This window comes from Pseudoalteromonas phenolica (assembly GCF_005886345.1).
In the GTDB taxonomy this organism is placed as follows: Bacteria; Pseudomonadota; Gammaproteobacteria; order Enterobacterales; family Alteromonadaceae; genus Pseudoalteromonas; species Pseudoalteromonas phenolica_A.
Map to the genome: position 1 here is coordinate 24,131 of NZ_PNEC01000061.1, position 14,304 is coordinate 38,434.

General features: G+C 39.6%; 14 protein-coding genes and 1 tRNA gene. 4 read left to right on the forward strand and 11 right to left on the reverse strand.

Features of this window, described 5'->3' with window-relative positions:
• Nucleotides 1–3: 3 nt before the first annotated feature.
• The 5 genes from crcB to lrp all read right to left on the reverse strand — a co-directional run bounded on the left by crcB (nt 4) and on the right by lrp (nt 5,615).
• Nucleotides 4–384, reverse strand: coding sequence for a fluoride efflux transporter CrcB (gene crcB / locus CWB72_RS18320; protein ID WP_058029743.1), 381 nt, complete (start codon nt 382–384; stop codon nt 4–6).
• Nucleotides 377–1,714, reverse strand: a complete 1,338-nt coding sequence (locus tag CWB72_RS18325; protein WP_138634433.1) for a replication-associated recombination protein A — start codon at nt 1,712–1,714, stop codon at nt 377–379. Before CWB72_RS18325 ends, crcB begins: the two co-directional genes overlap by 8 nt.
• A gap of 5 nt (nt 1,715–1,719) precedes the next feature.
• Nucleotides 1,720–2,349 carry an outer membrane lipoprotein chaperone LolA gene (gene lolA, locus CWB72_RS18330; protein WP_138568591.1) on the reverse strand — a complete coding sequence of 210 codons (630 nt, stop codon included), beginning with the start codon at nt 2,347–2,349 and terminating at the stop codon, nt 1,720–1,722.
• 3 nt (nt 2,350–2,352) lie between these two features.
• Nucleotides 2,353–4,977, reverse strand: coding sequence for a DNA translocase FtsK (locus CWB72_RS18335; RefSeq protein ID WP_138634437.1), 2,625 nt, complete (start codon nt 4,975–4,977; stop codon nt 2,353–2,355).
• Nucleotides 4,978–5,135: 158 nt separating this feature from the next.
• Nucleotides 5,136–5,615 carry a leucine-responsive transcriptional regulator Lrp gene (gene lrp, locus CWB72_RS18340; RefSeq protein ID WP_058029739.1) on the reverse strand — a complete coding sequence of 160 codons (480 nt, stop codon included), beginning with the start codon at nt 5,613–5,615 and terminating at the stop codon, nt 5,136–5,138.
• A 144-nt stretch (nt 5,616–5,759) separates the two neighbouring features.
• Here lrp and ald point away from each other — a divergent pair, with 144 nt between their 5' ends.
• On the forward strand, nt 5,760–6,881 hold the full coding sequence (gene ald, locus CWB72_RS18345; RefSeq protein WP_058029738.1) for an alanine dehydrogenase: 1,122 nt from the start codon (nt 5,760–5,762) through the stop codon (nt 6,879–6,881).
• Between the two features lie 88 nt (nt 6,882–6,969).
• Here the strand turns inward: ald and CWB72_RS18350 are convergent, their stop codons facing one another.
• Nucleotides 6,970–7,404: an ATP-binding protein gene (locus CWB72_RS18350; RefSeq protein WP_138634440.1), complete on the reverse strand. Its 435-nt coding sequence runs from the start codon at nt 7,402–7,404 to the stop codon at nt 6,970–6,972.
• A gap of 230 nt (nt 7,405–7,634) precedes the next feature.
• On the opposite strand from CWB72_RS18350, the gene asnS reads away from it, so the two are divergent.
• Nucleotides 7,635–9,032: an asparagine--tRNA ligase gene (gene asnS / locus CWB72_RS18355; RefSeq protein ID WP_138634443.1), complete on the forward strand. Its 1,398-nt coding sequence runs from the start codon at nt 7,635–7,637 to the stop codon at nt 9,030–9,032.
• A gap of 161 nt (nt 9,033–9,193) precedes the next feature.
• Here the strand turns inward: asnS and CWB72_RS18360 are convergent, their stop codons facing one another.
• The 5 genes from CWB72_RS18360 to trhO form a co-directional block, all read right to left on the reverse strand.
• The gene (locus CWB72_RS18360) at nt 9,194–9,811 is read right to left on the reverse strand and encodes an FKBP-type peptidyl-prolyl cis-trans isomerase (RefSeq protein ID WP_058029735.1); all 618 of its coding nucleotides are present in this window, start codon (nt 9,809–9,811) and stop codon (nt 9,194–9,196) included.
• A gap of 65 nt (nt 9,812–9,876) precedes the next feature.
• Nucleotides 9,877–10,248: a hypothetical protein gene (locus tag CWB72_RS18365; protein WP_138482270.1), complete on the reverse strand. Its 372-nt coding sequence runs from the start codon at nt 10,246–10,248 to the stop codon at nt 9,877–9,879.
• Between the two features lie 49 nt (nt 10,249–10,297).
• Nucleotides 10,298–10,388, reverse strand: a tRNA-Ser gene (locus CWB72_RS18370).
• A gap of 84 nt (nt 10,389–10,472) precedes the next feature.
• Nucleotides 10,473–10,844, reverse strand: coding sequence for a hypothetical protein (locus CWB72_RS18375; protein ID WP_138634447.1), 372 nt, complete (start codon nt 10,842–10,844; stop codon nt 10,473–10,475).
• 113 nt (nt 10,845–10,957) lie between these two features.
• Nucleotides 10,958–11,947, reverse strand: coding sequence for an oxygen-dependent tRNA uridine(34) hydroxylase TrhO (gene trhO, locus CWB72_RS18380; RefSeq protein WP_138634450.1), 990 nt, complete (start codon nt 11,945–11,947; stop codon nt 10,958–10,960).
• Between the two features lie 198 nt (nt 11,948–12,145).
• Here trhO and CWB72_RS18385 point away from each other — a divergent pair, with 198 nt between their 5' ends.
• Both CWB72_RS18385 and CWB72_RS18390 read left to right on the forward strand, forming a co-directional pair.
• A complete protein-coding gene (locus tag CWB72_RS18385; RefSeq protein WP_138634453.1) occupies nt 12,146–13,471 on the forward strand; it encodes a DEAD/DEAH box helicase in 1,326 nt (441 codons plus the stop codon).
• Nucleotides 13,468–14,304 (forward strand): CvfB family protein, encoded by an 837-nt coding sequence (locus CWB72_RS18390; RefSeq protein ID WP_171037358.1) that lies wholly within the window; start codon nt 13,468–13,470, stop codon nt 14,302–14,304. The genes CWB72_RS18385 and CWB72_RS18390 overlap by 4 nt, the downstream gene beginning before the upstream one ends.

Consider the following 14,304-nt stretch of genomic DNA (forward strand, 5'->3'; position numbering starts at 1 on the left):
CTTTTAACCTTTTTGCATGACTAAGTTAAGGCCTAACCAAGCCATAAAAATACATAACACCACATTTAAGGTGATATTGAGAATCATCTTCACAATTTGCCCTTGTTGAAGTAGCAACAAAGAGTCCATTGAGAATGTAGAGAAAGTTGTTAATGCACCTAAGAAACCAATCACAATAAGTGACTTATAAGGGCTTACCGCGAGTACTTGTTTTTCAAGTAAGCCAAATACAACTCCCAATAATAATGAACCGATTATATTAACGGTCAAAGTGCCAAATGGGAATCCCCTACCCAGCAGTTTAAGCATTGTATCACTAATAAAAAACCTTAAACACGCGCCAAGTGCGCCGCCTAGTGCAATTGAGAGGTACATTTTAATCATTTGAATATCTTTTATTCACACTCATTTGATTTAATGACTTTAAATATTGAAGCTTATCTTTGATCTGCTTTTCTAAACCGCGTTCAGAGGGCACATAATATTGCCTGTCTTTGATTTCTTCAGGAAAGTAATTTTCGCCTGCTGCAAATGCCCCTTCTTCATTATGGGCATATCGATATTCATCACCATAACCTAGCTCTTTCATGAGCTTTGTCGGTGCATTGCGTAAGTGAACAGGCACTTGGTGGTCTGGGTCGGTTGCTGCATCTTGTTTGGCTTGATTAAATGCCATATAAACTGCGTTACTTTTTGCTGCACTGGCAAGATAAATTGTTGCCTGTGCAATAGCCCTTTCGCCTTCACTGGGCCCGACGCGTTGAAATATATCCCACGCATTTAATGCCACTTGCATTGCTCTTGGATCAGCATTCCCAATATCTTCGGTGGCGATGGCTAAAAGGCGCCTTGCAACATAGAGTGGGTCGCCACCACCGGCAAGAATTCTACAATACCAATAAAGCGCAGCATCCGGATCGCTACCCCTAACTGATTTATGAAACGCTGAGATCAGGTCGTAGAATAAGTCTCCCCCTTTGTCATATTTTGCAAAATGAGAAGGTAATAGCTGACTAAGTACATCAGAAGTAATAACCACTTTGCCATGTTGTTCGGATAGCTCAATAGCTTGCTCAAGTAAATTCAAGGCTTTTCTAGCATCACCACTACTGACCTGCGAGATTTGCATAAGTTGCGCATCGGATACCGTGATTTGCAGCTTTGAAAGTGTCTCATCTTTGGTAATAGCGCGTTTTAATACCTGAACAAGTTCTTCATCGGTTAAAGCCTTTAAGGTGTATACACGTGCCCGCGATAGAATCGCGTTATTTAAAGCGAAACTAGGGTTTTCAGTAGTGGCACCAATGAAAATAAAAGTACCATCTTCAATGTGAGGTAAAAAAGCATCTTGCTGAGACTTATTAAATCGATGGACTTCGTCAACAAACAATAAAGTCCTTTGTCCCATACTGAGGTTTTGTTTTGCTTCTAACACGGCTTCACGGATTTCTTTTACACCTGAAGTCACTGCAGATAAGTGCTGAATGCGCGCATTAGCGTGGTTAGCAATTATTTCAGCAATGGTGGTTTTACCGACGCCAGGCGGCCCCCAAACAATTAGACTATGTGCTCTGCCAGACAGTATGGCTTTATATAAGGGTTTATCAGCGGCTAATATATGAAATTGACCGATGTAGTCTTCTAACCGTGTTGGCCGCATTCTTGCGGCTAGTGGCTTTACATCGTTGCCAAAATCAAATCCTAAATTACTCACAAAAACTATTCACTTTGTGTTTGATCGTCAATTACAACATGTTCAGGAATGGTAAAATTAAATAGGCTACTGTCTAAAGTACCGTTCAATTTGATATCTGAAAATTTAAACTCTGTTAATTGACCTGATAAATCCACCACCAATATTTTTGAAAGTTGTTTGTCAGTATTAAACTGTAATTCTAACGACTCTACTTGCGAGTCTGTTGTCGACTTGGGGATGATTTTGTAATTATCTTTAGTCTTAGAAACCTGATACTTTTCCCATTGTGTTTTAGCATTTGTAGTTAATAAAACAAAAGGCGTTGTTTCGATCAGATTCAGGCTGGCCATAATGGTCACTTGCTCTGCAAATTCATCGTAATAATAAGCACGATGACCATCAGAAACCAACATAGTTGAGTCAGGCTCTTGTTGTTGCCAATGAATTTTTAAAGGCTGAGCTAACGCTAAGTTACCCGAGCCTGTTTGTAATACCTCACCTTGTTCATCAGTGACTTTTTGATTAAAGTTCGCTTTAAACGTCGTCATTTCAGATAGCTTAGCTTTAAGTTCAATTGCAGCATCTGCAAATGCGGCTTGTGACAAAAACAGCGAAGACAAACCGACTAAACTTGATAATAGTGTTTTTTTCATAATTTAATTTACTCCCCCTTTAGGGACTAATACTTCTCGAGCACCATTATGCCCTGGTGAACTTACGACACCTGACGCTTCCATTTGTTCAACCAAACGAGCTGCTCGGTTATAGCCAACGCGAAGCTTACGCTGCACACTCGAAACAGATACTTTGCCTGATTCAATAACAAAGCTAACGGCTTCGTCATAAAGTGGATCTGATTCATCGTCACCACCTTCTGATGTTTCACCCGGTAATAAAATATCTTCAGTGGCATCACCACATAAGATTTCTTCAATGTAATTCGGTTTACCGCGGGCTTTCCAGTCGTTTACAACAGCATGCACTTCGTGGTCATCAACAAACGCGCCGTGAACACGAATTGGTACGCTGGTACCTGGCGGTAAATACAACATGTCACCCATACCAAGTAAGTTTTCTGCACCTTGCTGATCTAAAATGGTACGAGAGTCAATTTTACTTGATACTTGGAAAGCCATTCGAGTTGGAATATTTGCTTTGATAAGACCTGTAATAACATCTACAGACGGTCTTTGTGTTGCAAGCACTAAGTGAATACCAGCAGCTCGTGCTTTTTGTGCTATTCGTGCAATCAACTCTTCAACTTTTTTGCCTACTATCATCATCATGTCGGCAAACTCGTCAATAACAACAACGATACTTGGCAGTTTATCGAGCTCTTCAGGCTCACTCGCCATACCATCTGTGTCTTTGAACAGCGGATCTAAAATAGGTTGGCCTGCCTCTTTGGCCGCAAGTACTTTTTGGTTGTAACCTTTTAAGTTACGAACACCAAGCGCTGACATGAGTTTATAACGGCGTTCCATCTCGCCAACACACCATCGCAGTGCATTTGACGCTTCTTTCATGTCTGTGACAACTTCACATAGTAGGTGCGGAATACCTTCATAAACAGACAGCTCAAGCATTTTCGGGTCTATCATGATCATACGCACATCTGCAGGTGGTGACTTGTAAAGTAAACTCAAAATCATCACGTTCACACCTACCGACTTACCTGAGCCTGTTGTACCAGCAACTAATAAATGCGGCATTTTGCCTAAATCAGCAACCACAGGCTGACCTGAAATATCTTTACCTAAAACCATGGTTAATGGTGATGGGTTTTCTTCAAATTTAGGTGCGTTAATCACTTCAGATAGGCGAACAATTTCTCTATGTTTATTTGGTAGTTCAAGACCAACATAGGTTTTACCTGGGATCACTTCCACAACACGAACACTGACTGCTGATAGTGAGCGAGCTAAGTCTTTTGCAAGGCCGGTGATTTTCGCAACTTTAATACCCGGTGCTAAATCGAGCTCAAATCGTGTTACCACAGGACCTGGGTACACCCCGACTACACTCGCTTGAATATTAAAATCCAGTAGCTTCACTTCTACAAGACGAGAAACAGCATCCAATTCTTCTTTTGATATAGGGTTTTTCTGTTTATCTGGTCTGTCTAATAAATCGAGTGAAGGAAGTGGATCCTTTGGTGGCTCAGCATTCAGTAATTCTTCAAACTTTTCTTTCGCTGTTGGCTCTGGCACGAAAACTGGTTTTTCTGAGTCAGTTTTAGGCTTAAGCGGTCTTGCTGGAGACTGAACTCTGGTTTCTGGCTCTTGAGCTAAAACAGGTGCATCGTCCAGCCCTTGTAAAGCGCTAGATGCATCAAAGTCGTCATCGTCGATCGCTGAGAAGTTGATTTCTTGCTCTAGAATGTCATCTAATTCATCAAATACATCCGCTCGAGAGTTATCGGTATTTGATTTATCAAAAGTAGGTTCACTTTTTATTGCTGTACTTTCTATTGCTGTACTTTCAGTGTGTTGATTTGTTTCTGAATCAATTTTCTTTGTAAATAGCCTGTCTTTTAATTTCGCAATTGGTTTTTGCTCTAGCGATTGTTGAGAAGTAATGTCAGATTGAGTATGTGTGACTTCAGTTTTGTCTGACATATCTTCAAGAGTTGTCATTTCATCTAATTGAACTGCAGTTTCTTGTCTAACGACAGGCTGTACTTGCTTGCTTGATTGGAAGTCTTGGAACTTGTTAAATAATAAACGGCAAGCTTGAATAAACTTTTCACCGATATAGTCAACAAACTCAACCCAAGATACCCCCGTCATTAAGGTTAAACCTGCAAAGAAAAAGCATAATAAAATAATTGAAGTGCCCGTGAATTTAAATGCCGGGATCATCGCATCACGAACGACGTCGCCAATAAATCCACCTGAAGACACATGATAGATATCATCAAAGTTGATGCTACTTATGGCACTTGCTGAAGATACAAACAAAACTAGACCAATTAGTCTTAGGGCTAGAGTGACATAATCAAGGTGAAATAACTTGTGTGGTTTCTTAAACAATAAATACCCAGCTAGTTGGATAGCTGCAGGCACTAAAAACGCCATCCAACCGAAACTGACTAGTAAAATATCAGCAACCCACGCACCTGCTGTGCCTGTGATATTTTTTACTTCAAGATATTCACCTGTTTGAGACCAAGCTGGATCTGATGGGTCAAAGCTTATCAAGGCACATAAAGTAAATAATGCCGTGAATGTGCTGACGATCAGGCCAGTTTCAAGTAGCCTCTGAATTCCATTAAGACGCATAAAGTGCGTTTACCCCTAGTTTGCCTTGGTTTAGATTTTTTATTGAGTGCAATTGATGCTTTTTTGGTAAATCTAAACTTTTGGATATTAAAATCTTTTTTATCTGAATAAGCGCTTAAGCACGCTTTTGTAATAACTATAACAATACCAAGAAATAACTAAGCTTCACAGGGTTTTATTACTTCTCCGAGCTCACCTTTTACCTCTTCCATAACAACATAAGTACGACTTTCACTTATATTTGGTAATTGCAGCAGTATGTCGCCCAAAACCCCCCGATACTCAGACATATCTGTTACACGAGTTTTAAGTAAAAAATCAAAATTACCAGACACTAAGTGACATTCAATTATTTCATCATGCTGCCTAACAGCCTGATTGAACTTATCGAATACGTCAGGGCTATTCTTATTTACTGTTACTTCTACATACACTAAGAGGCCTTGCCCTAACTTTGTTGGATCAACAACCGCTTTATATCCTTTTATATAGCCTTCTCGCTCCAACTTTTTCACACGCTCTAAACAAGGCGTTGCACTAAGTCCAATTCTCCTTGCTAACTCTACATTTGAAAGTCTGCCATCTTTCTGAAGTTCTACTAAAATGTTTCTGTCTATTCGATCTAACTGTTGGTACATGTGCTTTTCAGAGTTTTAATCTGCCATACGATGATTTTTAGAATTTACGTCTAGAAGATACACCAAAAAAGGTAGGACATACTAGCTAATGACCAATATAATAGTCGAAAATTTTATCCCGTTCTTATATGTGAGGCGATTATTATGCTTATCGGTGTACCTAAAGAAATAAAAAACCATGAATACCGTGTTGGTATGGTTCCAGCAAGTGTTCGTGAATTAATTAACCACGGCCACCAAGTTGTTGTTGAAACAAATGCTGGTATTGGCATTGGTTTTACTGACGAAGATTACATTGCAGTTGGTGCAGAAATCTTACCAACAGCTGCTGATGTTTTTGCAAAAGCAGACATGATTGTTAAAGTAAAAGAGCCTCAAGCAGTTGAGCGCGCTATGTTACGTGAAGGTCAAATCCTATTCACTTACCTTCACCTTGCACCAGATCTTCCACAAACTGAAGACCTTGTTAAGAGCAAGTCTATCTGTATCGCATACGAAACTGTTACTGACGCTCGTGGTGGCTTACCACTTCTAGCGCCTATGTCAGAAGTTGCTGGCCGTATGTCAATTCAAGCTGGCGCTCAGGCACTTGAAAAATCAAATGCAGGTCGTGGTATGCTTTTAGGTGGTGTACCTGGTGTTGAGCCTGCTAAAGTAGTTGTTATTGGTGCTGGTATGGTTGGTAACAATGCAGCGCAAATGGCTGTTGGCATGGGTGCTGATGTTGTTGTTCTTGACCGTAACGTTGACGTTCTTCGTCGTGTAGACGCACAATTCGGCAACCGTGTTAAAGCTGTATACTCTACTGCTGACGCACTTGAAAAGCACGTACTTGAAGCTGATCTTGTAATCGGTGGTGTACTTATCCCAGGCGCTGCAGCGCCAAAACTAGTAACTGCTGAACACATCAAGAACATGAAACCTGGTTCTGCAATCGTTGACGTTGCAATCGACCAAGGTGGTTGTATTGAAACTTCTAAAGCAACTACACACGCTGAACCAACATACATCGTTGATGACGTTGTTCACTATTGTGTTGCTAACATGCCTGGTGCTGTTCCACGAACTTCAACGTTTGCACTAAACAATGCAACGTTACCGTATATCATCAAGCTTGCAAACAAAGGCTATAAAGCTGCACTTCTTGAAGACGATCACTTCATGAATGGCTTAAACGTGATCAACGGTCAAATTACATGTAAAGAAGTTGCTGAAGGCTTCAACATGGAATTCGTAGATGCTCGTACTGCACTAGAAAATGCTTAATCTGTAAGTAGAATGAAAAAACCCGCTTTAAGCGGGTTTTTTTATTTTATTTAATTACAGAAGTTAAATCTAAATATTTAACCAAGTATTACCACTCAAACATATAGGCCATTTTACTGATTGTTCTTAAAGCGACGTTATGTGTATTTCGTTTAGCATACAAATGTTGCAAAGATTTATCTTTGATCTCACCCACCACCACTTCTTTAACTTGATAACCTAAGGCATGGGCTGCTTGTGCATAGGCGACAAATTCCCATTTCTTAATATTAGTGTTATCAACGATCACAAGTGGAATCCCCTCAGCCAGCGCATTGATATAACGAGCAAGATTCAAATTATGAAATTCTGATAGCTTGAATTTATCGAAATGATACTCACCTTGTTCATTGTAAAAATAGTCGTCTGTCGCACAAATCGCGTATCGTGTCTCGTCACCTGCGACGAGTTCGTCGACTAAGTTTTGTGCATAATGGCTTTTGCCTGAACCTGGGAGCCCTCTTAGAATAAAAACTTGCTTCATTGCCTCTCAACTAATTACTTATTTTTATCACTGAATATACGCCAATGATGCCATATTTATGCAAATTAGTCATGGTACTTATATGTAGAGTGTTATTTAGTGCAATTGACCTGAAAAGAGTTGTCATAAATGGTTTTTTTATTTGCTCATCACAGGTAAGATAATGCCCTCGTACCAAAGGGTACGACAGTTTAAATAATTATTAGAGTAACTAAATCATTGGAGTGAAGATGAGCCACATAGCGATAACGGAGCTACTTAAAGGCACCGTTGCGGTAGACAGCCAAGTAACAGTAAAAGGTTGGATCCGTACACGCCGCGATTCTAAAGCAGGTATTTCTTTCTTAGCCGTACACGACGGTTCTTGTTTTAACCCTATTCAAGCGGTTGTTCCGAATTCGCTCAATAATTATGATGAAGTTACCAATTTAACTGCTGGTTGTTCAGTTAGCGTAACGGGTAAACTGGTTGAGTCTCAGGGCCAAGGCCAAGCTTTCGAAATCCAAGCTGATACAGTTGAAGTTATCGGTTTAGTTGAAAACCCAGATACTTACCCTATGGCTGCAAAGCGCCATAGTATCGAATTCTTACGTGAACACGCGCACTTACGCCCTCGTACGAATGTAATTGGTGCTGTGACACGTGTTCGCAACTGTTTATCACAAGCCATTCACCGTTTCTTCCACGAACGTGGTTACATGTGGATCAGTACGCCAATCATCACAGCAAGTGACTGTGAAGGTGCGGGTGAAATGTTCCGTGTATCAACATTAGATATGCAGAATCTTCCGCTTACAGATAAAGGTGACATTGACTACTCGGAAGACTTCTTCGGTAAAGAAGCTTTCTTAACAGTATCTGGTCAGTTAAATGGTGAAACATACGCAAGTGCGATGTCAAAAATCTACACATTTGGTCCAACTTTCCGTGCTGAGAACTCAAATACGTCTCGACACCTTGCTGAGTTCTGGATGGTAGAGCCAGAAGTTGCATTTGCTGACTTAGAAGACATCGCGAGCCTTGCTGAAGATATGCTTAAGTATGTATTTAAAGCAGTACTTAATGAGCGTCGTGACGATATGGAATTTTTCGCACAACGTATCGAGAAAACAGCGATCTCTCGTTTAGAAGAGTTTGTTGAAAAAGATTTCGCACAAGTTGATTATACTGATGCAATCACAATCCTTGAGAGCTGTGGTAAGAAATTTGAGTTCCCAGTTGAATGGGGTGTAGATTTACAATCTGAGCACGAACGTTATCTTGCAGAAGAGCACTTTAAAGCACCTGTAGTAATTAAAAACTACCCTCGTGACATTAAAGCATTCTATATGCGCCAGAATGAAGATGGCAAAACAGTAGCTGCTATGGACGTAGTAGCACCTGGTATTGGTGAGATCATCGGTGGCTCTCAACGTGAAGAACGTTTAGATGTACTAGACGCACGTTTAGAAGAGATGGGTCTACACAAAGAAGACTACAGTTGGTACCGCGATTTACGTAAGTATGGCACAGTGCCTCACTCAGGCTTTGGTTTAGGCTTTGAGCGCTTGGTTGCTTATGTGACTGGTATGGGCAATGTGCGTGATGTTATCGCCTTCCCTCGTACTAAAGGTAATGCAAACTACTAATCTGCATTTGCTTGTAAAAAGCGCCAAATTGGCGCTTTTTTTGTTTGTTGCATAAAGATGAACCAAAATCTTATGCAAAAAAAATCCCCGTACAAAACGGGGATTTTTATAGCTGATTCAATTCACTGTTGTGACATTGAAATCAAGCAGTAAATTCTTAATTAAAGAACTTCTAATAGCTCAACATCAAAGATTAAAGTTGAGAAAGGTGCGATTGATGCACCAGCACCACGCTCACCGTATGCTAGGTCATGTGGGATATATAGACGGAATTTAGCACCTGGCGCCATTAGTTGAAGTGCTTCAGTCCAACCTTTGATAACACCATTTACTGGGAATTCAGCAGGTTGACCACGCTCAACAGAGCTGTCGAAAACAGTACCATTGATTAATGTACCGTGGTAATGAACACGTACAGTTGAATCTGCAGCTGGCTTATCACCTTCACCTGTTGCTAGAACTTCATATTGTAAGCCTGACTCAGTAACAGTTACTTCTGCACGCTTAGCGTTGTCTTCTAAGAAAGCCGTACCTTCAGCAGCTAAAACTTTAGCTTCTTCTTCGCGACGCTTTTGAATTTCTGCATTGATAGCTTCAAATGCTGCTTGAATTTCAGGGATTTCAACACGAAGTGCTTCACCAGCATACGCATCTTTCATACCTTCAAACACTGAGTGAAGGTTAAGACCATCGAAAGGGTTCGCTTTAAGCTGTTCGCCCATTTGAAGACCGATACCGTAGCTTGCTTTTTCTGCACCTGTATTAAATAAATCAGACATGTAAATTTTCGCTTTTTTAATTTAAAGAATGTTGCAGTGTAACACACTGCAGATTGAGATAAAGGTTACTCTGCTTGCTGCTTATCCATTAATTTCTTAAGCTCTATCACAACAAATGTTGCAAACGGTAAACTTAATACCAAGGCAAGTTTTAACTCTTTGCTGTAGTCGATAAGTTGCTCTGTGAAAAAATACCCAAAGCCAATAATACCAAAAGCACCAACTATCATTGCGCAGAATATTGGCCATACTTTTTCGTACTTAACAATTAAATGACCAACTAATAGATTAAACAGAAATGTGTAGAGAACGGTGTTAAGAAGATTCGGGTCTTGTTGTGCATCGATTGATAATTGCAATGCCATTTCCAAGCCACTGACATAGAAAAAACTAAAAATGATCCAAAGTGAAAAACGCTTTACCAAATCAAGTTTCATACTTCCTCCAAACGAAAAAAACCGCCTAAAGGCGGTTTTGGGAATGAGGTGGCGGAGAGATAGGGATTTGAACCCTAGATACGCTATTAACGTATGCCGGTTTTCAAGACCGGTGCTTTCAACCACTCAGCCATCTCTCCGTTGTTGGCGCGAATGATAGAGATTTTTACAAACCTTGTAAAGTACTATTTTAAAAAAAGAACCAATATTGAATTGTTTGATTACTAATAATACTGTTTTGGTCGTTTCGCTATGAATGCGCCCATTAAACTCACGCAAGTTAAGCTTATTAGTACAAATGCTGAATCAACAAATAATTTTGTGATCTCATCTAATGTATAATTTTGTGTGTATAAAAGTGGTGCAAATGAAATGCTTCCGACAAAAAGCAACACTTTAAAAGCTCTAGAGAATTCATAGCGTTTACTATAGTTCATCCACCAAGTAAGTACTAAAAGTAAAAATGATGCTGGAAGAAATAAATATTGAACATGTTCCGTGACATAAGATGAATAGTAAGAAAGAGCAGCCCCTATTGCGGACCACAATAACCAAACCCACCAATTCTCTTTTTCTTTTAAAAATAGATTGCCCATAAAGTGTCACATGATTTTATTATTATTAATATCTTTATAAGACTAACAAATATATTGGCTATAAAACAACCGTCTCGGGCAACAAAAAAGCGCTCAATTGAGCGCTTTCTTAATTATGATTTTAAAGCTTTTCGTTGCGCTTCTTTTTGCTGCTGTTTTGCTTGCTTGCGCTGTAGTAAAGCTTCTTGAGCTTCATGCCCTATATGGCCTTCTCCACGCTCTTGCGCCAATTTCATTTGTTTTTGACGCTCAGCGAAGCGTGCACGCTGCTCTTCGGTTACATTATCAATACAGTGATGACAAGAAACACCCTCTTCATATTCAGGCTTTTGTTTTTCTTCTTCGGTGATTGGCATACGACAAGCATGGCACTGATCGTATTGACCTTTTTGTAAGTCATGATCGACGGCTACACGGTTATCGAATACAAAACACTCACCTTCCCATAAAGACTCTTCTTTCGGTACTTCTTCAAGGTACTTAAGAATGCCGCCTTCTAAGTGGTAAACTTCATCAAATCCCTGCTCTTTCATATAAGCTGTCGATTTTTCACAACGAATGCCGCCTGTACAGAACATCGCTACTTTTTTATTTTTAGCAGGGTCTAAGTTTTTCTCTGCCCACTCAGGGAATTCACGGAAAGTCTTAGTGTTTGGGTCAATAGCATGTTTGAACGTACCGATTTCAATTTCGTAATCATTACGTGTATCAACAACCACAACTTCTGGGTCCGAAATAAGCGCGTTCCAATCTTGTGGCTTAACGTAAGAACCAACCACTTTTAACGGGTCGATACCTTCCACACCCATAGTCACGATTTCTTTTTTAAGTTTTACTTTTGTTCTATAGAACGGACACGTTTCGTCGTAAGACTCTTTAGAAACAATATTATCTAAACCTGGTTGCGTATCTAACCAAGCAAGTAATGTATCAATACCTTCACGTTTTGCAGCAACAGTACCGTTAATACCTTCAGCAGCAAGAAGCAAAGTACCACGTACTTCATTTGCTTCCATAACCTCTAAAAGAGGCTGACGAATTTCTTTGAAGTTTGGCAATGAAACGAATTTATAAAGTGCACATACAACATATTGAGCAGACATAATATTCCTAATTAGCTTTGAATAAGGCTATTAGTTCTTAAGCATGACTAATAGCTAACTACCGGATCGTAAATCCGGCGCCGGAGGCGGTATTGTACGGATTTAACAAAAAAATGCACTAATAAAGCTAAAATATCCCTGTGTTGCACAACTCTGTTTGATATAATTGCTGCTTAAACTTTATTTGGAGTAGTAACTTTGCAATTTACCGAATTAGGTATTGATAGCCGCTTGGCTCAACAACTTTCGCACCAAGGGATAGTTTCACCTACTGATATTCAGGCTCAGGCCGTTCCGACTGCAATCGCAGGTCACGATGTATTTGCACAATCTAAAACTGGCTCTGGTAAGACATTGGCTTTCTTACTGCCTGCAGTGCACCGAATAATGAAACAAAAAGCATTAAGTAAGCGCGATCCAAGAGCGCTTATCATTGCACCTACACGTGAGCTCGCGACACAAGTTTTTAATCAATGCCGACTGTTAATTGCAAGCACCAATATTTCTTTAGTGAAAATTCTTGGTGGTGAGAACTTTAACGACCAAGTGAAAGCACTTCGAAAAAACCCACACATTGTTGTGGCTACCCCAGGACGCTTGGCTGATCACCTTTCTCAAAACACCGTTCAACTAAACGGTTTAGAACTGCTTATTTTCGATGAAGCTGATCGCATGTTAGATTTAGGTTTCGAAGAACAATTAAACTTAATCAACCAATCAGCTGATCATCGTCTAAGGCAAACATTGCTATTTTCAGCAACTTTAGATCATGCTCAAGTTGAAGTCACTTCTCGTCAGCTCTTAAAAGCACCAAAACGCATCATTTTGAGTGATGCTCAGCAGAAACACGACGACATTGAGCAAGCGTTATATTTTGCTGATCACCTTGATCACAAAGAAGCACTTCTCAAACATTTAGTGACTGATGACTCTGTTGGTCAATGCATCATTTTTACAGCCACAAGAAACGACACTCAGCGCATTAGTGAACTACTTAAAGAATTGGATATCTCTGCAGTAGGTCTTGCGGGTGATTTAACGCAAGCTAAACGCTTAGATATTATGGACTCTTTTAGTCGCGGTTTATTTAAAGTATTAGTGACCACAGACGTTGCTTCGCGCGGTCTTGACTTGTTAAGCGTCACGCACGTTATTAACTTCGATCTTCCTAAACAAGCCGAAGAATATGTGCACCGAATTGGTCGTACTGGACGTGCTGGCTTTAAAGGTGTTGCAGTATCATTTGTTGGTCCTAAAGATTGGAAGAGTTATCTATCTATTAAGTCATATTTACACGAAATCCCTGATTTTAAAGTCATTGAAGGGTTAAAAGGTAAATTTAAAGGCCTTAGACCACCAAAACCGGCCAAAACAGCTAACCCTAAATCCAAAGAGACGGTAAAAAAGGTTAAGAAAAAACCATATAAAAAACCGATTAAGAAAAATAAAAAGCCTATCCCTGCGCCATTTGACGTAGATGGTGCAGCACCATTAAGACGTAAGCCAAAGCCAACTGAGGAATAATTATGTTAGGCGCAAAACAACATTTACAAATTACTGAGCTTTGTGCTGAAGGTGCTTATTTAGACGGCGGTCAACTAGGCGAAGTTTTTCTGAAAAAATCTGAAGTACCTGAGTATTTAGAAGAAGGTGATAGCGTTCAGGTTTTCATCTACCAAGATAATTTAGGTCACCCTACTGCTACGACTAAAGATGTGATTGCACAAGTGGGCGATTTCGCTTTATTACGTGTTAAAGAAATAAATAAGATTGGTGCTTTCTTAGATATTGGTATAGATAAAGATATTTTGTCTCCATACAATGAGCAAAAACCAAAAATGCGTGAAGGCTATAGTTATCTTGTCAAATTATATTTAGATAATGCAAGCAAACGTATTTGCGCTTCGAGTAACTTAAAGAAATTTTTAGATAAAGAAACACCGTCATATAAACCAAACGAAGAAGTCGATTTAATCGTCGCTTCTAAAACGGATATTGGCTTTAAAGTTATCATTAATGACAGCCACACAGGTGTAGTGTTTTTTAATACCGTTTTCAAAAGACTGTTTATTGGTCAGAAATTGAAAGGTTTTATCAAACAAGTTAGAGAAGATGGCAAAATAGATGTCGTACTTGAAAAGCAAGGCGTTCAAAAATTTATAGACCTAGGTGAGCAGATTTTGTCAGAACTTAAAAACTCAGAGGGCTTTATTCCTCTTGGCGATAAATCTGATCCTGAAGAAATTAAGAAACGTTTTGGTTCAAGTAAAGCAAACTTTAAAAAAGCCATCGGCGGTTTGTTTAAGCAAGGCTTGATTGATATCGAAGCTAAGTCTATTTCTTTGAAAGAAAAGTAA